The 25,910-nt window shown below is 56.6% G+C and carries 18 protein-coding genes; 14 read left to right on the top strand and 4 right to left on the bottom strand.

Features of this window, described 5'->3' with window-relative positions; translation table 11 throughout:
* The first annotated feature begins 84 nt into the window (after positions 1–84).
* Positions 85–603, top strand: a complete 519-nt coding sequence (locus tag HB393_RS06150) for a DinB family protein (protein WP_213804279.1) — start codon at positions 85–87, stop codon at positions 601–603.
* 58 nt (positions 604–661) lie between these two features.
* On the opposite strand, the gene HB393_RS06145 is transcribed toward HB393_RS06150, so the two are convergent.
* Complete coding sequence (locus HB393_RS06145) at positions 662–2,107, bottom strand: WD40 repeat domain-containing protein (RefSeq protein WP_213804278.1); 1,446 nt, start codon at positions 2,105–2,107, stop codon at positions 662–664.
* A 405-nt stretch (positions 2,108–2,512) separates the two neighbouring features.
* A complete protein-coding gene (locus HB393_RS06140; protein WP_213804277.1) occupies positions 2,513–7,057 on the bottom strand; it encodes a LamG-like jellyroll fold domain-containing protein in 4,545 nt (1,514 codons plus the stop codon).
* Positions 7,058–7,999: 942 nt separating this feature from the next.
* On the opposite strand from HB393_RS06140, the gene HB393_RS06130 reads away from it, so the two are divergent.
* Together HB393_RS06130 and HB393_RS06125 are read left to right on the top strand one after the other, a co-directional pair.
* The gene (locus HB393_RS06130; protein ID WP_213804276.1) at positions 8,000–9,823 is read left to right on the top strand and encodes a hypothetical protein; all 1,824 of its coding nucleotides are present in this window, start codon (positions 8,000–8,002) and stop codon (positions 9,821–9,823) included.
* Positions 9,824–9,904: 81 nt separating this feature from the next.
* The gene (locus HB393_RS06125) at positions 9,905–10,249 is read left to right on the top strand and encodes a hypothetical protein (RefSeq protein ID WP_213804275.1); all 345 of its coding nucleotides are present in this window, start codon (positions 9,905–9,907) and stop codon (positions 10,247–10,249) included.
* Positions 10,250–10,277: 28 nt separating this feature from the next.
* On the opposite strand, the gene HB393_RS25115 is transcribed toward HB393_RS06125, so the two are convergent.
* Both HB393_RS25115 and HB393_RS06120 read right to left on the bottom strand, forming a co-directional pair.
* Positions 10,278–10,409, bottom strand: a complete 132-nt coding sequence (locus HB393_RS25115) for a hypothetical protein (RefSeq protein WP_255550851.1) — start codon at positions 10,407–10,409, stop codon at positions 10,278–10,280.
* Between the two features lie 219 nt (positions 10,410–10,628).
* Positions 10,629–11,312, bottom strand: coding sequence for a TetR/AcrR family transcriptional regulator (locus HB393_RS06120; RefSeq protein WP_213804274.1), 684 nt, complete (start codon positions 11,310–11,312; stop codon positions 10,629–10,631).
* A 105-nt stretch (positions 11,313–11,417) separates the two neighbouring features.
* On the opposite strand from HB393_RS06120, the gene HB393_RS06115 reads away from it, so the two are divergent.
* From HB393_RS06115 to HB393_RS06065, 11 genes are all read left to right on the top strand, one after another.
* Positions 11,418–12,674: an efflux RND transporter periplasmic adaptor subunit gene (locus tag HB393_RS06115; RefSeq protein ID WP_213804273.1), complete on the top strand. Its 1,257-nt coding sequence runs from the start codon at positions 11,418–11,420 to the stop codon at positions 12,672–12,674.
* 3 nt (positions 12,675–12,677) lie between these two features.
* Positions 12,678–15,902, top strand: coding sequence for an efflux RND transporter permease subunit (locus HB393_RS06110; protein WP_213804272.1), 3,225 nt, complete (start codon positions 12,678–12,680; stop codon positions 15,900–15,902).
* Positions 15,903–15,913: 11 nt separating this feature from the next.
* Complete coding sequence (locus tag HB393_RS06105; RefSeq protein WP_255550850.1) at positions 15,914–17,359, top strand: efflux transporter outer membrane subunit; 1,446 nt, start codon at positions 15,914–15,916, stop codon at positions 17,357–17,359.
* A gap of 282 nt (positions 17,360–17,641) precedes the next feature.
* Positions 17,642–19,042 carry an amidohydrolase/deacetylase family metallohydrolase gene (locus HB393_RS06100; protein ID WP_213804270.1) on the top strand — a complete coding sequence of 467 codons (1,401 nt, stop codon included), beginning with the start codon at positions 17,642–17,644 and terminating at the stop codon, positions 19,040–19,042.
* Positions 19,043–19,124: 82 nt separating this feature from the next.
* Positions 19,125–19,556: a DUF3299 domain-containing protein gene (locus tag HB393_RS06095; RefSeq protein ID WP_213804269.1), complete on the top strand. Its 432-nt coding sequence runs from the start codon at positions 19,125–19,127 to the stop codon at positions 19,554–19,556.
* A gap of 27 nt (positions 19,557–19,583) precedes the next feature.
* On the top strand, positions 19,584–20,318 hold the full coding sequence (locus tag HB393_RS06090; RefSeq protein WP_213804268.1) for an ABC transporter ATP-binding protein: 735 nt from the start codon (positions 19,584–19,586) through the stop codon (positions 20,316–20,318).
* The gene (locus HB393_RS06085) at positions 20,315–21,568 is read left to right on the top strand and encodes an ABC transporter permease (protein ID WP_213804267.1); all 1,254 of its coding nucleotides are present in this window, start codon (positions 20,315–20,317) and stop codon (positions 21,566–21,568) included. Before HB393_RS06090 ends, HB393_RS06085 begins: the two co-directional genes overlap by 4 nt.
* A 427-nt stretch (positions 21,569–21,995) precedes the next feature.
* Entirely contained in the window at positions 21,996–22,391 is a 396-nt protein-coding gene (locus HB393_RS06080) for a cytochrome c (RefSeq protein ID WP_213804266.1), read from the top strand.
* Between the two features lie 161 nt (positions 22,392–22,552).
* Positions 22,553–23,284 (top strand): GntR family transcriptional regulator, encoded by a 732-nt coding sequence (locus HB393_RS06075; RefSeq protein ID WP_213804265.1) that lies wholly within the window; start codon positions 22,553–22,555, stop codon positions 23,282–23,284.
* 66 nt (positions 23,285–23,350) lie between these two features.
* Entirely contained in the window at positions 23,351–25,120 is a 1,770-nt protein-coding gene (locus HB393_RS06070) for an MFS transporter (protein WP_213804264.1), read from the top strand.
* Between the two features lie 42 nt (positions 25,121–25,162).
* A complete protein-coding gene (locus HB393_RS06065) occupies positions 25,163–25,897 on the top strand; it encodes a copper homeostasis protein CutC (protein ID WP_213804263.1) in 735 nt (244 codons plus the stop codon).
* Positions 25,898–25,910 lie beyond the last annotated feature (13 nt).

Here is a 25,910-nt window from a genome sequence, read left to right as displayed (position 1 = left end):
AAAGCTCGAGATAGAAGATGAATATATTGACGATAATCCTATCTTCGAGCGCCACCCTTATTTGACATCTCTAGAGGCTAGACCATGAGTAAGGTGCCAGTCTGGTTTGAACGCCAGTTTGTATTTTCATTTTCTGTGGAGATATTGCCGAATCTGTCGGCACGTTTACGCGGCACTCCTGCCCGGCTCGAAGAGACTTTGCGCGGCCGTCCCGACAAAATTCTGATCGAGAAGGTAGAAGGCAGGTGGTCGGCTCAAGAGCATGCTGGTCACCTGGTTGATCTCGAGGGACTTTGGCTAGCGCGAGTAGACGACTACGTAAAATCCAGCCAGCAACTTACGCCGACAGATCTGGCGAATCGAAAGACCGACGAAGCAAACCACAATACGCGGCCGTTGGAACAAATTTTGATTGAGTTCCGTACCGCTAGAGAGAAGCTGCTTCAGCGTGTGGCTGAATTGGACGAATCGCCTTTTGCTCAAGCGATTCCGCATCCGCGTTTGAAGATGCCGATGCGGCTGCTGGACCACTTATACTTTGTTGCCGAGCACGACGATCACCACCTGGCGCGAATATGGGAGTTGATCAATGACGCCAGGTAGAGTCACGGATCAACCGCAATCCGCTCGCTTTACTGAGAGTTGAGTTTACGGCTGCACCTTAATCTTTATCTTCTTTTGTGGCCGGTTTGACGGCTTGCGGTGGCAATTTCTTACGGGCAGCGACCGCTTTCTTCATCCAAACGGGATTCTGACGAGACAGGTTGATTGCATAGTCCAACGACTCCCAATCACCCTGTGCAACCAGTGCATCGATGTAGTCGGACATCGTAAAGGTGCTCCATGGCGACACGGGTAACACATCATCCTCGGTGAAATACCAGCGGCCAAAGCGGCTCCACGCATCCATTTCTTTGGAGCTAAGAAGCTCGGTCCGTAGCTGACGGACAGCATTCAGATCCACCTTGATGGATTGGTTATATTTGGTTCGCGACGCAGCATACTGCGTCAGGAGTGAGATCCATGCAGGGGCATTCTCCTGCGGTGGCATGTCATAGATCTCTACAGAACCATCCACAGAGGCGACCAGCAGCGAGTTAGCGACGGGAGAAAAGGCCATGGACGTGACGCCCGCCTTTGTCTTGATCGGAGCAAGAACGAGCTCGCCAGTCTTCGCGTCCCAGACTCTTACAATTTTGTCGCCGGCGAGGGTGGCGACGAGTTTGCCGTCGTAGTTGAATCTGGCGTCCTGCACGATGCTTCCATGTTCTAAAGAAGATGTGATCGCTTCGCCTGTTGTTGTGCTCCAGACGCGCGCCGTGTGGTCAAACGAGGCAGTCACCACACGGCGCGCATCGGGACTGAATCGGGTCACCGGGATGGAAGCAGCATGCTTGAAGCTTATTCCCGTCTTCATACCTGTTGCTGCGTTCCACAACATCGCCAAGCCACCATGATTTGAGGTGACAATTAGTTTTCCATCCTCGCTGTACTCTCCATTGAAGGCGATGTTGCTCTGTCGCATCGGAGCGTTTAGGCGCTTGCCGGTCCTTGGATCAATTTGATCGGATAGGTCATCTCCGGTAGATGCAAGCAGGTGTGTTCCGTCGGGACTGAACTGAACCGTGTTCACTCCCTCGTGATATTTGACGAAGGGGAAGAGAGGCTCGCCGGTAGACCAGTTCCAGGCGTCAAGCCGCCCTTCTTCAGTTCCGGTTGCGAGGAGCTTGTCGTCTGGACTGAACGCGAGAGTTACCGGCTCATCGAGAGTCTTCATCGCTGTTCCGATCGCTTTGCCTGACTCAGCATCCCAGACCTGCACAGATTCGCCACTCCCGGTTGCGACATACCTGCCATCCTGGCTGAACGCGATTGCTGTTACATCGTCGTGGTGTTGAAGCGGTGGGGTGAGTAGCTTCCCATCTGCCGCATTCCAGATGCGTACCGTGTGATCGCTCGAACTGGTGAGAATCTTTTTGCCATCACGCGAATATGCAGTCGCTAAGATGCTCCCGGTATGACCGTGCAACGTGAGATGCGCGGGGCTGCGCTGAGATACGAGTTGTTGAAAGGCAAGATCGGCCGCAGGAGCATTCTGCTGCTGCAATTTTAGACTTCTCGCCAGAGTGGCAAGTGCCTCAGCGTGGCCACCCGCCTCTGCAGTACGCCACGCACGCAGGAACTCGATATAGGCTTGATCCGTTAGAGAATGGCTTTCATTGTCAGACGATGTCGTGGCTGGAGGAACTGCAGCCTGGGCTCGTAACGAGGCTGTGCTTATATAAAAAAAGGCAAGGCAAGTTAGTACCGTTTGCATTGGACGCGAGAGGTATGGTCTGCGAATCATTCGTGTATTTCCTGTAAGATCAGCCGGCAGTTTTATGAGCGTCCAACTCGCTGATTGGCAAGTCGGACGCTCATAGGGAAATCGAAGTACTTGAAGTTCCGCTTGTCACTACTGTTGATAGACTTCGACCGCCGACTTATAGCGGTGAAGTTACCAGCAAAGTGTCTATAGCGGAGACCTCGGTATGGCTGACACTTCGTTGGACGGAGCAGATTTACCGGTGCTGTTGGCCGCAGTCACTCTGTAGAAGTACTCTGTGTCATTGGCTGCGGTTCTATCCGTAAAGGTAGTTGCAGTGATATTTGGTTGGATACCGACCAGCGCCTGTCCACCAGCAGAGAGCCCCCGTAGCACACTGTAGGAGGTTGCTCCCGCGCTGGCTTGCCAGCGCAAGGTAACCTGAGCGTTGCCAGCTGTCGCAGTCAAGCTTGACGGACTGAGCGGTAGACCGTTTGGTGTAGCAGAGACCTCGTTCGAGGGAGCAGATTTACCTAATTTGTTGACCGCAGTCACTCTGTAGAAGTACGGTGTGCCATTGACTGCGGTTTGATCTGTAAAGGTGGTTGCAGTGATGTTTGATTGGATGCCGACCAGCGCCTGTCCACCGGCAGAGAGTCCGCGCAATACGCTGTAAGAGGTCGCCCCGATGCTGGCCTTCCAGTTCAGCACGACGGCATTATTGCCCGAGGTTGCTGTGAGGGATGCCGGAGCCGCCGGCACACCCCCACTACTACTAATTGTTAGGCTTAATGGGCCGGTCCCTGTGCCGTTCGCATTAGAAGCGCTAAGGGTAATGTTGTTGGTACTCGCTCCAGTCGGAGTTCCGCTGATAAGGCCCGTCGCGGTATTTACGCTAAGGCCTGTCGGAAGACCGACGGCGTTGAAGGTTGTCGGACTCTGATCCCCGGCGATCTGGTAACTGAAGGCCGAACCAACTGTTCCGGTTGCGGTGGCTGGACTAGTGATCGATGGAGCGAGTGTTGAGGACGGTTGCTTCGTACCGAAGGAGCCAATCACCTTGATGTCAAAGGCAGAATAGCCGAAGGTCAGGTTGTGAATGAGTCCGTCGATCCGCACGAAACGGCCCGTCGCATTCAGGTTCTTCAGGTCGTTGATGAGGAACGGATTGACAGATGGGTTCCCAGTGATGGTCCTGACTGTATTTGCGTCAGTCCAATTAGAACCATCATTGCTGACCTGCACTTTATAGACCTGTGCGTCGGCGGCCTCCCATTTGATGATTACTTCATCTATATTCGCGACCTGATTCAGATCCACCTGAATCCACTCTTCTGTACTCTGGTTATCCGAATGTTCACTCTCCCAACGGGTATTGTTGGGATCGTCATCGAATGCATTCTTTGCATCGCCGCCTCCCGAGATCGGACTTGAGGTCGCTGTTTTGAAGAGCGCCAAGTTCGCCTCGGTCGGTGTTGAGATGGTATTCCCCATGTTTGCCTGAATGATGGCCTGATCCTTGTTATCGACCACTCCATCCGAGTTCACGTCGTAGATGGCGTGCGTCGAGTCGATAGAGCCAGTCTGTTTTTGTTGCATCGCCGAAAGGTCCGTACTATCGACGACAGTGTCTCCTGTGACGTCGCCCTGCAGCACATTGAAGGGGATATCTGCCGTTCCAGCAACCGAGTTAGGTTCACTTGCTGCGATGAGATTGCTCATGTGCAGCACGAGCGCCTGCTTATCCGTCACACTATTCAACGTGACCGTCGCAACGCTGTTGGTCGAGTCCATCTTTAGGGAAGCAACCTTACCAACGATAGCTTGATTCGAGCCGGATACAGGCGCCAAACTAGCCTGCACGCCCGAGACAAGGGGAGTATCGAAGCTAACCTGCAAAGTATAGGTGCCCGCAGTTGTTGGGATGCGCGGCTCCACATAGGTATAGGGCAACGGATAGACGGTCTCTCCCCATGTCGCGTTACCCTGCGTCATAAGAGAGAGCACGCCAAGGACAGGAGGCGCAATGGTGGTCTGTATTGCGGATGGGCTAAGTGCAGTGTTGTAGAGACGCACCTCATCAATCAGGCCTTGAAAGCCGTCCAACTGGTTGGGGTTGTTCTGATCGCCCATCCAGAGATCGCCCATGCCGTTAGCCGCCAGTGCCGTACCTTGTGCAACCTGCTTGCCATTGACGTAGAGGAACCGGCTCTTTCCGTCCTGTACCAAAGCGACGTGCGTCCATAGATTTACTTGGGCAGGCGGGCCAACGATGTCAATATTTGCTCCGTTGACATTGACGGCACGACCGATCCATTGGCCTGCCGCATTGATGTATATGCCATAGCCGCTCCCCTGATCTGCAGAAGCAGCAATGATGGCGCTCTCCGCCCCGAGCTTCACCGTTTGAACCCAGGCAGATAATGTGAAACTATCGGTCGCGGCGAATTGAAATGCAGGTGACGCCGGGACTACGACGCGTGAGATGAAGTTTGTACCGTGGAATACTGCGCCGGAGTTTATGTATCCAGCGCCATAAGCAGCCTCGCCGTGGATGACGCCGTCATGGCCGTTGTTGGTTACGTCAGACACGGGCAGCTCTGTGCCACTGCTATTGCTATCGAAGTTCCAATAGGCCACTAGTCCAGACTGGTTGAATGTTTCAAAGGTCGTCGCGGTGGCGATGGTGCTTCCTGCGGAAGGTCCGGCGGTATTGGTCGAAACGACCTGGTAAAAATACGTCGTGTTTGGAGTCAGACCAGTATCAATAAAGGAGGTATTTGTACCGGGCACAGTGAAAGTTGCGCTCCCGGAGCTGGTGAACGGACCGTTTGGATTGGTCGATCGGAAGATCGTAAACCCAGTCTGATCCGTGGCTGTGTTCGTCCAGCTAACCGTGATCTGAGTCGAGGAGTTCGGCTGCGCCGTCGGATTATTTGGTGTGGATGGAGCCCCTGGAGCGCCTGGGAACAAGCCTGCTACGACGAGAAACCCGGTATTCGGGTCGTCATTGTTGAAGCAGGTGAAGTACACCTTACCCTCCGCAACGATGGGCGTACTGAATTTAGCCGTAATGCAGCGATGTCCGCCGGCAATCGGTGCATTGTAGTTACTGAGTTGGTAGATAGGAGTACGGACGTTCGCTGCATCCCAAGCGGTAAGACCATTGGCTACCGCCCAGACGATTCCATCGCCGGTACCACTTGCAGAGATAAAAGGAGTCTGACCTTTGGTTGGGGTATTGACGGTCGATTGGACCTCATCGTCGGAGATATATTTTTTAGTCGTTGCGTCATATTGAAATACACGCTGCGCCATATGACCGCCATCTGGCGCATAGTAGAAATTGTTATTGAAGACGACCGCGGTACTGAAGATGCCACCCGAGGGGGATAGACCGCTCTGCGTCCACTCCTGAATGGCGGAAGGATCATCCGCGTCGTTATCTCCTTGGGGATCATTTGTGCCGCCCAGGCTATCTCGATCGAGGAGATACATCTTGCCTGCCTTGCCACCGAATGCCATGAGATGGTGGTGCTGCCCATCGGGTGAGTCGAATAAAGCAACGCCTCCGCCCCCGAGGTCCGCATCGTTGAAGTGGGTTGGCCCGCCACCGTCCGCTCCGTTCAGATGATTCCAATCTTGCGGCACGAACCATTTTGTTGGATCGCCGAATGGAACGTGCATCACGCCATCAGCAGTCGTATTTTCAGGCGAGATCTGGAGAGCGCTCTCTCCCCAGTCCGCATCCTGGTTGGCGGTCGAGCCTTTTGTATCGAACGGACCATTGCCCGTAATTACAAAGACATTTCCATCTGAATCGATTCCCGGACCCGACGCACCCATCCAGAGACCGCCCTCGCCACCCTGGTTTCCACCGGCCCCATTAGGAGTGGTGATGAAGGTATTCTTCAGCTTCAGAGGAAGCTGAGTCGTGTCGTAGACCAGCATCTCTCCCCAATAGGGGTTTGTATCGCTATGTGAGGCGAAGCAGAGGTAGAGAAGATTGTTCTGAAACGTCATCGCCATGCGCAGATGCTCGCGATGAGCAATGAAGGGAATCGTGTTGGAAGGTTGGCCTTGTAGCGCAGGGTCCGCACTCGCATCGGGCGGGACACCATTGAACGTCGCCTGGATAAGCAGGGGAGCAGCCTTCGGCTGACCGGTCCTTACATCGAGCGCCCATAGATACTGTTGGTAGACCGGACTGACGTTTGGATTCTTCACCTTTGCGGCGACGTACATTGTGAAGCTAGCTTGATCAATGACCGGAGTCGTAGTAAGCGAGAGATTCCCGAGAATGTCGGACGAACCAGTGTCATCCTGTTGGGTAAAGACCTGCATGCCGGCTGGAATCAAATTTGCTTTCCAGACCGGAGTCGAATTTGTCCCGTTAGGATTTGATCCAAGCGGATCGGCATCCGCATCGAACGCATACATCGAGCCTGACTGCGTCCCGACAAAGACCAGGTTATGGAGTTTCTGATCCTGACCGGTCGGTCCGAGGGTCTCTTTGTTCATATAGAGAGGCTGACCGTAGGTGGATCCGTCGAGTTGCTGCGTGAATAAGACACCAAAGGCATTCGGGGTGAGTACCTTGGCCGGAGTGAGCTGAACCTCTTGATCGTTCACGCCCGAGTGCATGTTATTTACTTGCCAGGTCGTGATGTTAACCTGACCCGATGCGGTAAAGACCGAAAGTGCTCCGCCCAACAGGACGGTAAGAGATCGAACAAGCGATGCTTGCGCCAAGGAAGTCTCCATAGAAAACTACAGCTCAAAAAAACACAAAGGAATGGCTACGGTGGTGATAAACAAGAGAAGTGGTACGGTGTTGATACAACTTCTTCGTCTGGACTACCGTCGTCAGGGGTCATTTCCTGCAGGTTGAGATTCAGAAGGGCTAGATCTCTGCCGGGGCGTAGCAGTTAATCTCACAACCCAAGTTGACTTCTTCAAAATCTGGACGGGTCCACACGTTCGCTTTCATTCGATCTCCGTAAGGTTCGACTCGTAGTCGGCGCAGGCACCCACGGGGGGTGGACGCTCGCGCTGCATTGCTTTTGGGACTAGCGCTATAAACAACCTACTGCGGACAATATTCCGTTGAAAAGTTTTTTCTCGCGAAGTTTTTGACGCTAAGGGGAAGGCCACGTTTTGTACCGTTCGATAAGGCCTCTACTCTCGTCTTCCAAGAGCTCGGGCGAGGGTACTTACAAACGAGAATGCGATAGAACGGGACACAATTGGGAAATCATTAAATCGCCATGGCAATTAACTTGCCTTTTCTTCGAGGATATGTCCAAATGTCCCACAGCCGTGCGGAGAAATTTATGGCGTTCTGTTTCAAACCCACCTTGTCCGGGCACTCAGCCATTAGGACGAACTGCTGTCCTGCTACCAGAGAAATCAGAGCGGCGAAGCCAGCCATAGCATCAAGTCCGCATAACGAAGTAGAGGTTTTTCTGTCGACGAGTTGATCGTCGTCCTTCTTACTGGTCTATGCGATGAGCGGCATTTTCAGTCGCCAGCTCTCATCACGTCTCCACGCACTAGGAGCTAGTAGGGAATCTTCGTTCTCCCCATTGCAATTCCCAAAGCATGAAACCTCGCAACCTAAGTCAGTACAACGCTAGTGGCGGATACGAGGACGAGTTACGTCAAAGAGCCTTGTCTTTCAGAAGGAGCAATCGCATGAAAGCTAGAACCGTCATCGCGGTAGTAGCGGTCGGAATCGCTGTTCTTGTGGCCGGATATCTCGGGTTTACTCGATCTTCAAGCCATAGTCTCCCTGCGACGAGCGAATTTGCAGCCAGCGCTCCAGCGTCGGCTTTACCTATAACGATTAGTTCGGCGGTGCCGGCCGAGTTGAATCCATCTGGCGGTGGCGCGCCCTCGGCAACGATGCAACAGGCCGCCGCGTTTGCCTGGCAGGAGTTTATCGCCTTGAACTGGCCAGCGGTCGCCCAGACCGGAGCCGCTAACACTCGCGACACACCGGACAATAACTGTAAGTTCGGTGATCCCAAATGTTCCGGACCACTAGTCTGGCAGACGTTTCGTGGCAAGGTAGAGACCTTCCCAGGAACCGGAACTCCGCCAGGCTATCCCGGGGTAGTTCCGAATGACCCGTCGCTCGGCTATGACGCACTTCCTAGTTACAACTATGCGGCGGCCATTCCTTCCTGCGATACACCAGTTCCAACAGGCATCTCGTGGATCAACCTGGATGAGACAGACCAGATAACCCTCGACTCCATGTTCGCAGGGATAGCACCGACTCAGGCCCCAGGCAACAGCTCTCCACAATTGGTTCGCTTCCTCGCAAAGTCGAATCGAACGGAATATGTGTACGTCGCCCAGAATAAGTGGTGGTCTACCATCGACTCCGGAGTGCGCACCGCTACGCAACAATATCTTGCAACGAACATGGCAAGTCCGCCTGCCGGAAGCACCCAGTACGTGAGCCTACCGAACGGCACCATCGAAGCAAAGGCTGGTTGGCGCGTGCTCAATGCAAAGGAGCTTGCCTCGGGACGATTTGCAACGGCCAACGTTCGCTACTACGAAAATCAAAATAACAGTCCCTGCTACCGACAAGCCACGTTTGGACTGGTGGCGTTGCACCTCATCCAGAAAACTCCAACCGCTCCGTACTTTATCTACGCGACATTTGAGCAGGCGGATAATATCCTGACGCCCTCGGGCAGCCCTGTAGAAAATGAAGATGGAGTTATCAACCAACCCTTACCAAACTGCCGCCCCGATCAAACAGCGCCCTGTCCCACGACACCTTCTGTCACCTTACAGGATACGGCGGTTGTAACTCCACCTATGGGCGGTGGCCTTCCTCCGCAGGTGAATCTCGTACCGGCTTCGGCGCAATATTGCACGCCATCCACAAGCCAAAATCCCACCAATCAGCTCTATTATTTGAACTCTTCGCTCCAGTCAGCATTGCCGGCCAAGGGATTCATCTGTGTCAACTACCGGGATAATGCAATCCCCGACCCGGTCATAGAGGCGAACAAAACCGCTCATGCTGCAGTTAGGTCGTACAACCAGGCGCAAGGTATTCCCGATTCGCCTTGGCTCTATTACAAGTTAGTCAACGTTCAGTACCAGGCCATCGATAAAAACTACGCTGGAACTTACACCGGGACCGACGCGAACAGCGGCCACAATCCAAGCAGCTATCATCTGGCAAATATCGTCGTCGAAACGAATCGTCCGCTACAACTCTTTAGTGGCGGCCTACTCGGAACTGGCTCGAATAGCGACTACGACTCCCAATTCAATGCGAACTCCACCACCATTCACAAGAATATTTACTACGCTGGAGCGCAGGCGAATATGGGCGGCTGTATGGGTTGTCACGGAAGTCAAGGTCAACACCAGCAAGGGGACTTTAGCGTAATCCTTGCAAGGGGCAAAGTGAGATTCCCCGAAGCTCCTGCTCCAGTAACAAGCGGAGGAGCCGCAGCCGTGCCGCGCAACCGTCTATTGATTTCGAAGTAACAGACGAACCAATTCGGGTTAAGAACCTCTAAAGAATTCAGTCTCAACAAGTCACTATTTGTAAGTAGCGAGAGGAGAAATATGGGAACGCTAAATAACTACGCGGATGTGCAGGCAGCATTAAACACGTTCGTTCAACAGGCCGGAGTAACTCCCGGGCAAGCACCTCATGGAGCCTTTTGGAACACCTTGACCTATGACCAATTCACGACAGGCAATGTTCCCGGCGTGCCGCTGGGTTCATGGAAGATTCTGGTCGTCGGTGATTCAAAGAACTCGAATATCATTCAGATCCTCGTCGGTACTGGGAGTGCTGCAAATGACTTCGGCCAAATGCCACAACCGAACCCTCCCTATGAACCTGAGCAGACGAATTTAATTACACAGCTCTCCGCTTGGATCGACGCCGGCTGCCCGAACAAGTGATCGAAACAAACATCTACATAAAGATCTGCTATTCAGGCCCGCAGGACGGCGCGGTCATGCTGCGCCAGTATCCCAGCAGATAGGTGCGGATGGAAGCGAGCGGAACCGGAGTTGAGGTAGCCGCCCCAACCATCTGCACCGCTGTTCTGTTTGCTGCCATTGCGAACTCAACAACGGAATCCCCACAGAGTCCAACCCAGCCCGCCCGTGATTTTACACGCGGTAATGATTGAGCGCAGCCTCTCATTAAGAGATCTACACAATCCCCATAGTTCATAAATCGTCGAGCGAGCCTGCATCTGTGGCAGCCAACAGGTAGTCATGGAACGATCCATGCTGTCGCCGAGCATTAAGAAGATGTGCGAATGAGACGAGCTTCTCACTTCGCAAGAGTCACTACTTCATTTTTGTTTATTCCTCTGGAATTTCCTGAAAGAAATTCCCGCATGAAGAGGTTCAAATAATGTGTAAGCACCTGATTGTCCAAAACCTCTGGATCAAAAAGATGGTTGAGCGAAAGTCCATCTACGATCGCGCAAATGACCAGCGAATCGGTCAGCTTCGTCTTGGTGCTATGCTCACGCAACAATGGAATGAGCCGGTTCAACTCGGGCATCGAACTACGAAGACGCATGACGCCATGTAGATCTGCGAGTCGCTTGCGCTTTCTGGGATGACGGATCGCGTAGAGCTTGAACTCCAGATTTAATAGGATGCGCTCACGGTCTTTGCTTAACTTACTCAGATAATCTGCCAGCGCCTGGGTGCGTTGCTCGATGGTAGGTAAGCCAAGAAGCAATCGATTGAGTTCTTCTATATCACGATCGATGTTTTCTTCGAAGATAGCAAAAAAGACATCTTCTTTATCTTTGAAGTTGGCATAGAACGCTCCGCGAGTTTTGCCGGCCTTCGATGCAATATCTTCCAGGCGCGCGTGTTCAAATCCTTCGCGTGCAAAGATTGCGCGGGCAGAACGAAGGAGTTCTTGCCGGGTCTTCTTTGTTCGCCTCTGCTTGCCAGAATTAGCCGCGGGAGGCTCAGAAATTATTTTTGAATCACTCATCACGTTCCCCGCGTCTCATCATAAAACATGCATGCATGTATGTTTTATGAGTATAGCAAGCGTCGAAATGTGCAGGAATTCCGACGCTTTTATGGAGATGGAGTAATGAGGGAACAGCAGGAATATTCGGCAGCAACGATTGCCCTCGACAGAGTGATAGGCGTTTGCGTGACCGGAGTGCTGTTGGTAGCGACAGGAGTGCTCTCAGGCTGTGGCAAAAAGAACGCCGCTCCTGCAGGTCCCCCGCCCGCGATGCCGGTTACCGTGGTCGAGGTCAAGCCGAGCGACGTGCCGCTCACCGGCGAATGGGTCGGGACCCTAGACGGATATGTAAACGCGCAGATTCAGCCACAAGCGAGCGGCTATCTCGTCAAGCAGGACTACCGGGAAGGCGATCAGGTCTCAAAGGGGCAAGTCCTCTTTGAAATCGACCCTCGCCCCTTCCAGGCCGCGCTGGATCAGGCCAAAGGCCAACTCGAGCAAGCCAAGGGACAAGTGCTGCAAGCGCAGGCGCAACTCGGCCTGGCCCAGATCAACGTCACCCGCGACACTCCGCTTGCGCACGCTCGCGCCATCTCGCAAAGCCAATTGGACAACGATGTCCAGCAGAAGGCGCAGTCCGAAGCCGCGGTAGTATCGGCGCAGGCATCGGTGGTCGCCGCCGAAGCCGCCGTCGCCAATGCAAAGTTGAACCTTGGCTTTACGCAGGTACGCTCGCTCATCAGCGGCGTCGCTGGTCAGGCGACGACGCAGGTCGGCAACCTCGTGAACACTCAATCGGTACTGACCTCTGTCTCGCAACTCAATCCGATCAAGGCCTACTTCTCCATCAGCGATTCGGAGTACCTCGCACTCGTACAGCGGACTCATCGTGCTGGCGGAGATCTGCTCAAGAACGCGGACGCAGTTCCACTTACTCTCACGCTGTCGAACGGTGAGGCGTTTCCGCAGAAGGGCCACATCGCCTTCGTCGACCGTCAGATGAACGCGCAAACTGGAGCGATACGCATCGCCGCCGCGTTTCCTAATCCCAATAACATCCTGCGGCCCGGCCAGTTTGGGCGCGTCAAGGCGGATACCGAGCTTCGTCACGATGCCTTGCTCATCCCGCAGGTTGCCGTGCAGGATCTCCAGGGCTTGCATCAGGTATATGTCGCAGGCGCCGACGGCAAAGCCCACCTCACCACCGTGGAACTCGGTGCCCAGATCGGCACCGACTGGCTCGTTGAAAGCGGCATAGCCCCTGGCGCGTTGGTCATCACCGACAATCTTCAGAAGCTTGGCGAAGGCGCCCCTGTAAAACCCCACCAGGCTCCTGCCGTCTCTCCCACCGCTCAAGCCAACAACTCGGTAGGAAGGTAATCGATGTCGAAGTTTTTCATTCGCCGTCCCATCGTTGCGATTGTCATCGCCATTCTCACCGTCATTCTCGGTGCTGTGTCGATGGTGTCCCTCCCCACCTCTCAGTTTCCTGACATCGTTCCTCCTGAGATCCTCGTTACCGCCACCTACCCTGGCGCCGACGCGAAGACCCTCACGCAGGCCGTTGCGACCCCGATCGAGCAGCAGATGAACGGCGTCGACAACATGATCTATATGGACTCGGTCAGCGCCAACAATGGCGTGGTGCAGCTCTTCGTCGACTTTGACGTCAAGACCGATCCCAACATCGATCAGGTTCTCGCCCAGCTTCGCGTCGATCAAGCGCAGTCTCAGCTTCCATCGCAGGTCACCACTGCCGGTCTCACCGTTCAAAAAGCCCTCACCTCTCCTCTCATGCTCGTCGCCATCAACTCGCCGGGCGGCAAGCTGAGCCAGGACTTTCTCACCAACTACGCCATCATCAACCTTCAGGATCAGATCGCCCGCGTCAAGGGCGTCTCTCGCGTGCAGATCTTCGGCGGCATGTATGCCCTCCGTGTCTGGGTGCAGCCCGATAAACTCGCGCAGCTCGGCGTCACCGCCCCCGAAGTCATCGCCGCTATCCAGACCCAGAACAACGTCAACCCCGCCGGCCAGATCGGCGCAGAGCCTATTCCCAAGGGCCAACAGTTCACCTACACCGTCCGAACCCAGGGCCGCCTCGTCACACCTGAAGAGTTCGGGAACATCATTCTTCGCGCAAACCCCGACGGCTCGATTCTGCACCTTCACGACGTCGCCCGCATTGAGCTCGGCGATCAGGCCTACGGCATCTCCGGTCGCTACAATCAAGCACCCTCCGGGATCATGGCGATCTATCAGCTTCCCGGATCGAACGCGGTTCAAACTGCTGCTGCCGTCAACGCCCGCATGAAGGAGCTCTCCGGCACCTTCCCCGCCGGCATTAGTTACGACGTCCCCTTGGATACCACCAAGGCGGTTACTGCAGGTATCCACGAGATCGTCATTACGCTGCTTGAGGCCCTCGGCCTCGTCGTCATCGTCGTCTTCGTCTTCCTTCAAGGCTGGCGCGCGACTCTCATTCCGTTGCTCGCTGTGCCGGTATCTCTCATCGGCACCTTCATCATCTTTCCGGCACTCGGTTTCTCGATCAATACACTGTCCTTGTTCGGCCTCGTGCTCGCCATCGGCCTGGTCGTCGACGACGCCATCATCGTCGTTGAAGCAGTCGAACACCACATTGAAGAAGGCATGGACCCCGTTGCCGCTACGGAAAAAGCCATGGAAGAGGTCGGCGGCCCGGTAGTCGCGATCGCTCTTATCCTCGCTGCTGTCTTCATTCCGACTGCCTTCATTCCCGGCATCACTGGCCGCTTGTACCAGCAGTTCGCCGTGACGATCGCCATCTCGGTTCTCATCTCAGCCTTCAACGCCCTCACCCTCTCCCCGGCGCTCTCTGCGCTTCTGCTCAAGCCGAAGGATAAGGAAGCGAAGAAGAGCTTGCTCGCCCGCGGCTTCGGTCTCTTCAATAAATTCTTTGGTCGCACCACGGAGAGCTTCGTCCACACCTCCGACGTGCTCATTCACAAATCCGCACTCGCGATGATCGGCCTCGTGCTGGTCGGCGTTGCGGCGGTCTTCCTTGGGAGCGGTCTTCCCGGCGGCTTCATCCCCACTGAAGATCAGGGCTACATGTTCCTCGCCCTGCAGTTGCCGGATGGTGCTTCGGCTCAGCGAACAGACGCAGCCCAGCAGAAGATCACCGCTGCCCTTCTCAAGACCCCCGGAATCCAGGGCGTAATCGCAGTCACCAACTTCTCACTCCTCACCCAGGTTCAAAGCACCAACGCGGGCTTCTTCTTCGTCGCTCTCAAGCCCTGGGAGGAGCGCAAGAGCAAGCAGGAGCAGCTCGAATACATCCAGGGAAATCTACAGAAGCAGCTCAGCCAGGACCCGGATGGTATCGCCTTCGCCTTCCCGCCACCCTCCATTCCAGGTATCGGAACCTCGGGCGGCGTCACGATGGTCCTCGAAGACCGCTCCGGCTCGGACGATCCAGCGACCCTCACAAAGAACGTCTTCGCCTTCTTGGGCGCTCTGAAGCAGCGTCCTGAGATCGGCGCGGCGGTCCCATCTTACGAGCCCGCTGTTCCCCAACTCTACGCTGATGTAGACCGCGAAAAGGTACTTCAGCAGCAGGTCCAGCTCTCCGATGTCTACGCCACCATGTCGACCTTCATGGGTGGATATCTCGTCAACTACTTCAATCGCTTCGGCCGCCAATGGCAAACCTACGTAGAAGCAGAAGGCACTTCCCGCGCCGACATTAAGAACATCAATCAGTTCTACGTCCGCAGTGCCAATGGGAGTCAGGTCCCACTCGCCTCTCTCGTAAAGGTGAGACAGACCACAGGCCCGGAGTTCATCTTCCGCTTCAACGAATTCAACGCGGCGCAGCTCAACATCACCGGTGCTCCCGGCTACAGCTCTGGGCAGATCCGTGCCGCGCTTGAAGATACCTTTGCAAAGACCATGCCTGCGGGCAGCGGCTACGACTACTCTGGCATGTCCTATCAGGAGCAGCAGGCAGAAAAGGGTGTTCCCTCCTGGGCTGTCTTCTCCCTCTCCCTGCTCTTCGTCTTCCTCATCCTGGCGGCTCTCTACTCAAGCTGGACCCTGCCCTTCAGCGTCCTCCTCAGTACCCCCGTCGCGATTCTTGGCGCATACATCGCACTTAATGCGCGGTCACTCGAAAACGATATCTTTGCCACCATCGGTCTCGTCATGCTGATCGGACTGTCAGCCAAGAACGCCATCCTCATCGTGGAGTTTGCAAAGACCAACTACGAGAGCGGGCAAAGCATCTCTGAGGCTGCGCTCCACGCGGCACGCGTACGCTTCCGGCCCATCGTCATGACGGCCCTAGCGTTCGTCTTCGGTTGCCTCCCGCTCTGGACGGCCACAGGAGCAGGCGCAGCCTCTCGACGTATCCTCGGCACCGTCGTCGTCGGGGGCATGCTCCTCTCAACGGCCATCGGTCTCATCTTTATCCCTGTAACGTTCTCCGTGGTCGAGTATCTCTCCCATCGCTTCGGCAAGGGCGGTAAGGGCACGACGATGGACTCCAAACACGACTTCGACCCTGTCGCCGCCGGCAAGGCTGCCGGTGGTGGACCGCAGACTCCGACTCAGGGAGGTCACGCATGAGGAACTCTTGGATGCGGCTCAGACGTACATACGCAATCACGATAGGAGGAGTCCTCGTTAGCGCTCTTGCGGGCTGCACTGTGGGACCCAAATATAAACGGCCCAACTATCAGGCGCCCCCCGCATTTCGCGGAGCAGACGAGGCGCCCGTCACCAGCGCGGCACAGGAGTCCCTCGGCGATCAGCAGTGGTCCGCGGTCTTCCGCGAGCCTGAGCTGCAGGCCCTCATTCGTAAAGCGCTGGTCAGTAACTTCGACGTTCGCATCGCTGCGCAACGGGTTCTCGAGCAGCAGGCGCAGCTTCAGGTCACTCGTTCTCAGCAGCTTCCTCAGATCACCGGAGGAGGCAGCGCCATCGGTGCAACATTTCCCAACTCTCTTGGGGGGGCGAGTGGAGGAACGAACAACAACAGCTCGAACAGTCTTCCTGACCCGCTCGTCTTCGGCAGCTTTAGCCTAAGCGCCGCCTGGACGCCGGACTTTTGGGGACTCTACCGCAAACAGACCGAGGCCGCACGCGCACAGCTCCTGGCTCAGACCTGGGCGCAACGAGCAGTTCGCATGACCCTCGTCCAGCAAGTTGCCACGGTATATATCCAACTTCGCACCCTCGACCGCCAGCTCGAGATCGCCAGACAGACCCTCAAAATCCGTCAGGACTCCGTCCAGCTCACCGAGACGCTCGAGAGCGGCGGCTCTGCCCCACTCTCGGACGTCCGTCAGGCCGAGCAGCTCCTTTACACCGCCTCATCCCAGATCCCGCAGATCGAGCAGCAGATCCAGCAGCAAGAGAACGCTCTAAAGCTCCTGCTCGGCGAGAACCCTGGCCCCGTCGCCCATACCGATCCCAACGCCCTCACGCCACCTCCGCAGGATCTGCCTCCAGGCCTCACCACCCAGCTCCTGGAACGTCGCCCGGACATCCAGCAAGCAGAACAGACCCTGATCGCCGCCAACGCGCAGATCGGTGTCGCCCGCGCACAGTTCTTCCCCCAGCTCGCCTTGAGCGGCTCCGGAGGAGTCGGTGGCGATTCGTTCTCGAACATCTTCGATCCCGCCGGCAAGACCATCTACGGCATCGGCTCTCTCACTCAGCCTATCTTCGAAGGCGGCAGACTGCGCGGCCAGCTCAAGCTCTCCCGCGAGACAGAGAAGGAGATGGTAATCAGCTACCAGAAGACCATCGCCGGAGCCTTGCAAGAGGTCTCAAATGCCCTGATTGCGTTGAACAAGCAGCGCGTCTACCGCGAGCAGCAGCAGAAGCTCGTCGACGCCGCACAAGACGCAACTCGTCTCGCCCGCCTCCGCTATCAGGGCGGATCGACCGGCTACCTGGAGGTCCTTACCACCGACTCCAACCTCTTCTCCGCCCAACTGAACCTGGCCACCGCCCAGCAAGGCGAAGCCCTTACCCTCGTGCAGCTCTATAGCGCTCTAGGTGGCGGCTGGCAGCAGTGATATCTGCCAGGAACTCGCAGATACGCCGCCGCCAGCCTATACGTCATTTGATCTAACTCCATCTCGGTCGGATGCCCCATGACGCCCATCCGAAAAAGTAGAATCATCTCTCGATGACCCAGCTAAGCTCTGAAGTTTGTTCGATCCGATGAATCGGATCCTGCACTCTCAGGTCTTTAGTACAGTGGATGCGTCCCAGCCGCCGCGTAAAACTCGCCCGGATCGTTCATACTGAATGGGATCTCAACACGCGTCAGAGCAACACTTCGAGAGAGGGAACTCATGAACCTCAAGCCTATCGGCCACGCCGTTCTTACCTGCGCCATCTTCTGCTCCACCGTCTTAGTCGCACAGGAAAACCGTGTCCTGCCTCCGAACCCCCTGCCGTACGATCTCCTCCTCACAGGCGGCCACGTCCTCGACGACAAGAACAAGATCGACGGCACACGCGACCTCGGCATAAAGGATGGCAAGGTCGCCGCTATCGGCGAGCACCTCAATCCCAAGGACGCGCTGAAGACCATCGACGTCAAAGGCCTCTACGTCACCCCCGGTCTCATCGATCTTCACACCCACGTCTACACCGGCACCGGCGAGCGCGGTTCCTACGCGGGCGATCTCTCCGTCTATCCCGACGGCTTTACCCTTCGCAACGGAGTGACCACCATCGTCGACGCCGGCAGCTCCGGCTGGCGCAACTTCGACGACTTCAAGGACAAGATCATCGACCGCTCGAAGACCCGCGTCCTCGCCGAACTCAACATCGTAGGCTCCGGCATGCGCGGCCCCAACTACGAGAACAACCTCGACGACATGGACGGTAAGCCGACCGGCGAAAAAGCCAAGCAGTTCCCCGGACTCATCGTCGGCATCAAGAGCGCCCACTTCACCGGGCCCGAATGGAAGCCATACGATCAAGCCGTAATCGCCGCCGGCATCGCGAACATCCCCGTCATGATCGACTACGGCTCGCGCCGCATCGAGCGCCCCTTGCTCGAGCTCGTCTCCACCCACCTCCGCCCCGGCGACATCTATACCCACTGTTTTTCCGGTCTGCGCGGCGAGCAAAACCCTCAGACCGGCCTGCCCTCGGAAGCTCTCCTTGTGATGCGAAAGCGCAACATCTACTGCGATGTAGGTCACGGCGGCGGCTCCTTCTCCTGGACCGTAGCCGCTCCAATCGTAAGAAGCGGCTATCTCCCCGACTCCATCTCTACCGACCTTCACATCGACTCGATGAACAACGGCATGAAGGATCTATTGAACGTCGCCGACAAGCTCATAGTGCTCGGCGAGACCATCCCCCAGGTCATCGCGCAGATGACCTCGCATCCCGCCCACGAGATCAAGCAGGACCAGCTCGGCAATCTCTCCGTAGGATCAGTCGCGGACGTCGCCGTTCTATCCGTCGACACCGGCAACTTCGGCTTCGTCGATATGTACAACACGAAGATGCTCGGCACGAAAAAACTCGTCTGCGAACTAACGCTGCGTGACGGCAAAGTAGTCTACGACCTGAATGGTATCTCCGCGGATATGTGGGATGCCAAGACACACTCCGCCGACGAGAGCCAGTCACGCCGCTGGACGACCTTCAACGAGCGTCCCTTCGGCGCAGCCCGCGCGCCTCGCTTCCCGCAGTACACTCCCGGCGCACAAACTCCGCCGCCTGCCCCAAAATAGACCACCAAATAGATCCGAACGAATTGCGGTAAACTTAAGCAGTAAGGTTAAAGCATTAGCAACAGCGGCAGGAGGTTGACGGATGAAACGCGTAGTCTCAATACTCGCTATCCTCTCCGTGAACCTCCTCCTCTTCGCCGCGCCCATACCCGCCGCACTGACCGTCACCTGGTCGACGCTGAAGACGCTAAACTCCACACAGCCCCACTCTCCCGCTCGCGATCTCAACGACAAGCTCGTCTCCGTCCCCGGCTTCATGGTTCCGCTCGAAGACGACGCCGACCAGGTCACAGAGTTCCTCCTGGTTCCCTTCGCCGGAGCCTGCATCCACGTCCCGCCGCCTCCTCCGAACCAGATGATCTACGTCAAGCTCCGGCACAACCAGAAGGCGAAGATGTCGTTTACCGAGCCGATCGTAGTCGTCGGGCAGCTACACGTTGCCACGGTCCAAAGTCCCTACGGCGATGTCTCCTTCAATATGGATGGAGACACCGTCCAGCCCTACGATCAATGATCACTCCCCGATGACGATCGCTCCCTGATGACCGCAGACGCAGTACACCTTCGCAACGTTCGCTTTGCCTATACTGCCGGGCACCCGGTCCTTTGGGTCGACGAGCTTCGCATCCAGGCAGGTCATCGCAGCTTTCTCCACGGGCCATCCGGCAGCGGCAAGACCACGCTCCTCTCCCTCATCTCCGGAGTGCTCGTGCCGCAGCAGGGAAGCATCCACATCTTGGGCCAGGACCTCACCCACCTCTCCGCATCCGCCCGCGACACGCTGCGCGGCTCTCAGATCGGATACATCTTCCAGGGCTTCAATCTCATCCCCTACCTCTCGGTCGAAGAGAATATCGCCTTGCCCTGCAACCTCCACCCGGCACGCCGAGCCCGTATCGCCACGCCGACGCTCTCCGGCGAAGTCGAACGCCTGGCGCGTCGCCTCGACATCCACCGCCACCTCCACGCTCCCGTAACCCATCTCTCCGTCGGACAGCAGCAGCGCGTCGCCATCGCCCGAGCCATCATCGGCTCCCCGGCGTTGGTCATCGCCGATGAACCCACCTCCGCCCTCGATACCGACCGCCGCGAGGCCTTCCTGTCTCTCCTGACCGAAGTCACCGTCGAAGCGAAACTGCGCGACAGTACAGCGATGACCCTCCTGTTCGTCTCGCACGACCGCTCTCTCGCCGCACACTTCGACTCTCTCCTCTCGCTTCCCGAAATCAACCGGTACAACCAACACATGGAATCCTCCGAGGCAGCGGCCCAATGACCCTCCTCCGCCTGGCCTTCAAGTCCCTCCGCGCCCGCTCTCTCACCACCGCGCTTACCATCTTCTCCATCGCGCTCTCCGTCATGCTGCTCGTCGGCGTCGATCGTCTTCGCAGCGCTACCCAGGCCGGATTCTCCGGAACCCTCTCCCACGCCGATCTCCTCGTCGGCGCCCGCGGAGGCGACCTCGCGCTGCTTCTCTCCAGCGTCTTTCACATCGGCAACGCATCGAACAACATCTCCTGGGAGACCTACCAGCACTTCGCCCATCATCCCGCCGTCGCATGGACCATCCCCATCTCCATGGGCGACTCCTACCACGGCTATCGCGTCGTCGCCACGGACGACAATCTCTACGCCCACTACCAGTACCGCGGCGACCACACGCTCAAGTTCGCAAAAGGACACTCGCCCGAAGGCATCTTCGAGGCAGCTCTAGGCGCACAGGTAGCCGAGCGCCTCCGCGACCAGCTAGGCCAGCACATCGTCCTCGCGCACGGCGTCGAAGAGAAGTCCATCCTGAAGCACGACAACACCCCCTTCACCATCGTGGGCATCCTCGCGCCCACCGGCACGCCAATCGACCGGGCGGTATACATCACCCTCCTCGGCGACGAGGCCATGCACTTCGACTGGTCCGGAGGAACCCCGCCAGCCATCGGCGAGCCAGTTCCAAAGTTCGACGCCTCCAAACTCAAGGTCGATGAGGTTACCTCCTTCCTGCTCGGAGCCAAATCCCGCGTCAGCACGCTCTACCTTCAACGTGAGATCAACACCTACAAACCCGAGCCCCTCACCTCGATCATCCCTGCCTATACCCTGCAGGAGCTCTGGACCCTGTTGGACTACGCCGACACCGCCCTCTCGCTCGTCTCCGCCGCCGTCCTCGTCGTGGGCCTGCTCGCCATGCTGACTGTCCTCTACACCGCCCTCAACGAGCGCCGCCGCGAGATCGCCATTCTCCGCGTCGTCGGCCTGCACATGCGCCAGATCTTTCTGCTCTTCCTCCTGGAGTCGGTCCTCATCGCTACGGCTGGAACCATCGCCGGAATCGGTGCGGTGTACGCCCTTCTCTTCGCCTTGCACACCTCGATCGAAAACAAATTTGGCCTGCCCATCGCGCTGGTCGGCCTCTCCCCCCGTGTGGAGCTCTACGCCGTAGTTACAGTGCTCTCCGCCGCCCTTCTCGGGACAATCCCAGCCTTCCGCGCCTACCGCAACTCGCTCGTAGACGGTCTCAACGCCCGCTGAACCGTTACTTCAACACCCTGCCTCGCTCAAAAAGCTGTCAAGCCCAAAATCCTCGCGAAATCGTGCCAACCCACCATCTATCAAGAGATAAAAATCTCGGATAAGTGGCACTTTAGTTTTGGTCGTCCTTTAAAATAGAAGAAGAGAACAAAACAAAGGGCAGAGCCAGGGGCAGTAACAACGCAGGATGCAACAGAGAAGCAGCAGAAGGCGTAATGAAGCCCCGTAACTCCAACGGGCTGTCTTTTTTAGCCGTAAACCGCGTGGAATCATGATTTTAGCCGGAGCCATCCGCCGCTACCCTTGATCTACCAACACTTACGTCCAACACCCAGGGGGGGGTACCTCCTGGGACGAGCACCGGCAAGATAAGCCTTTCCATCGGCCCTCGCGAGGCATAAGATGCCGTTCCGTAAAGGAGGCTCGCATGTTGAGGCCTTTGTTCGTCCTTCCCGCGCTGCTGCTCTTCCAGCAACCGGCTTCCGCACCCGCTCCAGACCAGTCGCCAATTCCCGCCGAAGCCGCCCACCTCGCCAACCCCATAAAACCCACCTCAGAGTCACAGGCCCACGCCAGAAAGATGTACGGATACGACTGCGCCGTCTGCCACGGAGCCACCGGAAACGGCAAAGGCGACCTGACCGACCTCAAGCCCGCGCCCCGCGACTTCACCGACCCTGCCGCTCTCAAAGACCTCTCGGACGGAGAACTCTTCTACATCATCAAAAACGGCAGAGGCCAAATGCCCCCCGAAGGCGACCGCATGAAACCAGACGACCTCTGGAACATGGTGGTCCTCCTCCGCTCCTTCGCTAAAAAGTAATTTCTCTCCCCTGCTATATAGCATTAAGCCGCCCGAAGTGCCAAATTCCAGGGGCGCTGAGGCGCGATCCGGAGGTGTGCTATATAGTAGAGACGCAGCCTGGAATCTGGCATCCAGAAGAAGATTGGCCGACGAGTTGACGTCGGTTACGGGAGATCGCATTGGCTCAGAACGGCCGCAAGAGTGTTCCGGCCTATCAGAAGATCCAGGACACGATCCGTCGACGGATCGGATCCGGTGAATTGAAGGCAGGTTCAGCCGTTGACTCCGAACGTGAACTGGCCAAGATCCACCAGGTAAGCCTGATGACAGCACGCCACGCGCTCGCCTCTCTGGAACGCGAAGGTCTGGTGGAGCGCAGACGTGGAGTTGGGACCTTCGTCAGCACCCCGAGAATCCAGATCAATAAGCTGATGAGCACGACCGAACAGCTCGCCGGACGCGGTCTCACTGCGAAGTCCCGAGTCTTGCTGGCGCGCATCGTCTACGACGAACAGGAGATTGAGGCGAAGCTGGCCCTGCCTTTAGGCAGCGGTGTGATCAAGTTGGTGCGCCTTCGGCACGCAGCCGAGGAACCGTTCTCGCTCGAGACCTGTTACCTCTCGGCTGCGGATTTCCCAGAGCTGCTCACGGCTCCGTTATCGCGGGAATCCCTGTTCCAGATACTGGAACGCAAGTACGATGTAACGCTCGGACACGCCGATGAGGAGATCGATGCGTTGGCCGCGGACGCGAAGACCTGTGAACTGCTGGCCATTCCGCGCCGCAGCCCTGTCCTGCGGATTCGCCAGCTCATCTACTCGACGCAAAAGCGGCCCCTGATGTACGTTCTTGGCTTTTATCGGTCGGATCGTCATAAACTCGTGATTCGTCGATTCCGGGAGAATGCATGAACCTGCCCGAATGGTCCATATCTGGGTTAGCATCGTCTCCTAGCCTGTTTCTTCCAGAGAGCCCTTATGTCTAAAGTTGTTGGTCTCAGCAATCAGCGTAGTTATAACCGCTTGCTCCTCTTCGTAGCAGGATTGGGAGGACTGCTCTATGGTATCGATGTCGGTATCATCGGCGGAGCTCTGCCCTATCTCGAAGCGACCTCGAAGCTGACAGGAAGCCAGCTTTCCATCGTCGTCGCGGCGGTGCTTCTGGGAAGCGTCTTCTCGACGCTCTTTGCTGGCCTCCTGGCGGACTGGATGGGACGAAAACCGCTGATGGTCCTCAGCGGCACAATCTTCGTGCTAAGCATTCCCGCAATCGCACTCTCGCAGAGCTACGGTGCGTTGTTCATCGGACGATTGCTGCAAGGCATGAGCGGTGGATTCGTAGGGGTCGTTGTGCCGCTCTACCTCGCAGAGTGTCTTCCGGCCCGTGACCGAGGCAAGGGAACTGGAATCTTCCAATGGCTGCTAACACTGGGGATCGTCTCCGCGGCCGTGATCGGTACCTATTACAGCTATCGTGTCGCAGAGATCGCTCGGGTCGCCACTCCGGATGTGCTGTTTCATGTAAAGGATCAGGCCTGGCGCCGTATCTTCTGGATGTCCATGCCGCCAGGCATCTTATTTGTATTGGGAAGCCTGTTCGTAGCGGAGTCTCCACGTTGGCTGTTCAAGCGTGGCAAAAAGGACCTGACTTTTGCTGCATTGCTTCGGTCGCGTAGCGAGGAACAAGCCCAAACGGAATTGCAGGAGATGGAGGTGATTGCACGTTCCGCTCAAGGCACCTCTCCCGACGATCGTTCGTCCAAGGGCTCCCTCCTGCGGCGGCGATATGTGATTCCGTTTCTCCTGGCATGCGTGATCCTCTTCTGCAATACCGCTACCGGAGTAAATTCGATCATCGGGTACAACACCGATATCCTGCTCCAGAGTGGACTCTCTGATGTAAGGGCACACTGGGGCTACGTCGTCTTCACCTGCCTGAACTTCCTGATGACAGTAATCGGGATGGCGCTTGTGGACCGTAAGGGACGGAAGTTCCTATTCCTGCTGGGAACTTCGGGAATCATCGTCTCGCTAATCTTTATCGGCACGCTCTTTCTTAAAACGGAAGCTCGAAGGCACGATGTGGGAACGACCATCCAGTCGATGGCGACCGATGGTCAGGGACTTACACTTCGTTTCGATGAGGCCGAAGCACAGCGTTTGCTCGCAGCAAACGGTTTTCAGTCTGACGGTAAGCTTTCACTGTCCGTCATCTACTCTTATGGTGGATTTACCGCCACAACCAGCACGGTGCGGTCAGACGATGCAGGTGCCGCGCCTCTGCAAGTCAGTCGTGCGGGCTGCGTTCCTTCGAGCAAGGTTGAGGCTTTCTTCCGCAACCCCTTTGTAAACCTGGACACTGCACGGACAGCTCCGCTCCGCATCGAACATGCCTATATCGCACCGGTGCCCAGCGAGGCTCATGGTTGGCTGGTCGCATTGGGAATGTATTCCTTCATCGCGTTTTACGCTATGGGGCCGGGCGTTTGTGTATGGCTCGCCCTCTCGGAACTTATGCCGACGCGAATTCGTTCGAACGGAATGAGTATCGCGTTGGTCATCAACCAGCTCGTCTCGACCACGCTGGCGGCAATCTTTCTGCCGGTCGTTGGAAAGTACGGATACTCGACGATGTTCTTCCTATTCACTGGTTTTACCATCGTGTATCTGTTGACGATCGCGATCTTTCTGCCGGAGACAAAGGGTAAAACACTCGAAGAGATCGAAGAACACTTTGAAGCTGCATAAAAGGATTTTGGACTATGGTCCGCAATTCTGATGGAGGATGGGATGGGGCAGGGCGTAACACTGGAGATCTGTGTCGATTCGCTGGGGCTGGCACTGGCAGCCGCGCGCGGAGGTGCCGATCGAATCGAACTATGTGGGCCACTCCAGGATGGTGGCATTACCCCGAGTGCGGGGCTGGCAATCGCTACGCGAAAGTCTATTGACCTTCCGATCGCAATGCTGGTGCGCGCCCGCACCGGAGCATTTACCGCATCCGACGCTGAGTTCGAGGTAATGCGCCAGGATATCTCGTATGCACGCAACATCGGCATCGACCTCGTGGTTTTGGGTCTTGTTCACGAAGACCAAACGGTAGATATCGATCGGACTCGCCAATTGGTGGAGTATGCGCGTCCCATGCAGGTCACGTTTCATCGCGCCTTCGACGCTACACCCGACCTCGAAGCCGCATTAGACGACGTAGTTCAGACGGGCGCCACACGCATCCTCACATCGGGTGCGAAGTCTTCGGGGGTACTAGGAGCTCCCGTGGTGCATCATCTGCGCGAGCAGGCAGGCGATCGAATCAACCTGATGCTATGCGGTGGAATCAGTTGCACAACGATCCAGCAGGTGCTTCAGAGTTCCGGAGTGAGCGAGGCGCATGCTGCCCTACGTGCCAGCGTCCGCGTAGAACCCGAGACAGGTGCTATCTCGCAAGAGAGCCTCGAGTATTTTTCGGAGTGCGTTCGCAAGATGAAACAGTTGATGCATTCGTCCGAAAACTCCGCCAATTGAACATTTGATATAG

This window comes from Granulicella sp. dw_53 (assembly GCF_018449545.1).
Lineage (GTDB): Bacteria > Acidobacteriota > Terriglobia > Terriglobales > Acidobacteriaceae > Edaphobacter.
This window is presented reverse-complemented; position numbering and strand designations above follow the sequence as displayed.

What these genes read in the sequence shown, in the direction of transcription:
- HB393_RS06090 (WP_213804268.1), top strand. Translation starts at nt 19,584, where the DNA reads ATGACCGCAGACGCAGTACACCTTCGCAACGTTCGCTTTGCCTATACT.
- HB393_RS06080 (WP_213804266.1), top strand. Translation starts at nt 21,996, where the DNA reads ATGTTGAGGCCTTTGTTCGTCCTTCCCGCGCTGCTGCTCTTCCAGCAA.
- HB393_RS25115 (WP_255550851.1), bottom strand. Translation starts at nt 10,409, where the DNA reads ATGGCAGCAAACAGAACAGCGGTGCAGATGGTTGGGGCGGCTACCTCA.
- HB393_RS06100 (WP_213804270.1), top strand. Translation starts at nt 17,642, where the DNA reads ATGAACCTCAAGCCTATCGGCCACGCCGTTCTTACCTGCGCCATCTTC.
- HB393_RS06065 (WP_213804263.1), top strand. Translation starts at nt 25,163, where the DNA reads ATGGGGCAGGGCGTAACACTGGAGATCTGTGTCGATTCGCTGGGGCTG.
- HB393_RS06150 (WP_213804279.1), top strand. Translation starts at nt 85, where the DNA reads ATGAGTAAGGTGCCAGTCTGGTTTGAACGCCAGTTTGTATTTTCATTT.
- HB393_RS06125 (WP_213804275.1), top strand. Translation starts at nt 9,905, where the DNA reads ATGGGAACGCTAAATAACTACGCGGATGTGCAGGCAGCATTAAACACG.
- HB393_RS06110 (WP_213804272.1), top strand. Translation starts at nt 12,678, where the DNA reads ATGTCGAAGTTTTTCATTCGCCGTCCCATCGTTGCGATTGTCATCGCC.
- HB393_RS06115 (WP_213804273.1), top strand. Translation starts at nt 11,418, where the DNA reads ATGAGGGAACAGCAGGAATATTCGGCAGCAACGATTGCCCTCGACAGA.
- HB393_RS06105 (WP_255550850.1), top strand. Translation starts at nt 15,914, where the DNA reads ATGCGGCTCAGACGTACATACGCAATCACGATAGGAGGAGTCCTCGTT.
- HB393_RS06120 (WP_213804274.1), bottom strand. Translation starts at nt 11,312, where the DNA reads ATGAGTGATTCAAAAATAATTTCTGAGCCTCCCGCGGCTAATTCTGGC.
- HB393_RS06095 (WP_213804269.1), top strand. Translation starts at nt 19,125, where the DNA reads ATGAAACGCGTAGTCTCAATACTCGCTATCCTCTCCGTGAACCTCCTC.
- HB393_RS06085 (WP_213804267.1), top strand. Translation starts at nt 20,315, where the DNA reads ATGACCCTCCTCCGCCTGGCCTTCAAGTCCCTCCGCGCCCGCTCTCTC.
- HB393_RS06070 (WP_213804264.1), top strand. Translation starts at nt 23,351, where the DNA reads ATGTCTAAAGTTGTTGGTCTCAGCAATCAGCGTAGTTATAACCGCTTG.
- HB393_RS06130 (WP_213804276.1), top strand. Translation starts at nt 8,000, where the DNA reads ATGAAAGCTAGAACCGTCATCGCGGTAGTAGCGGTCGGAATCGCTGTT.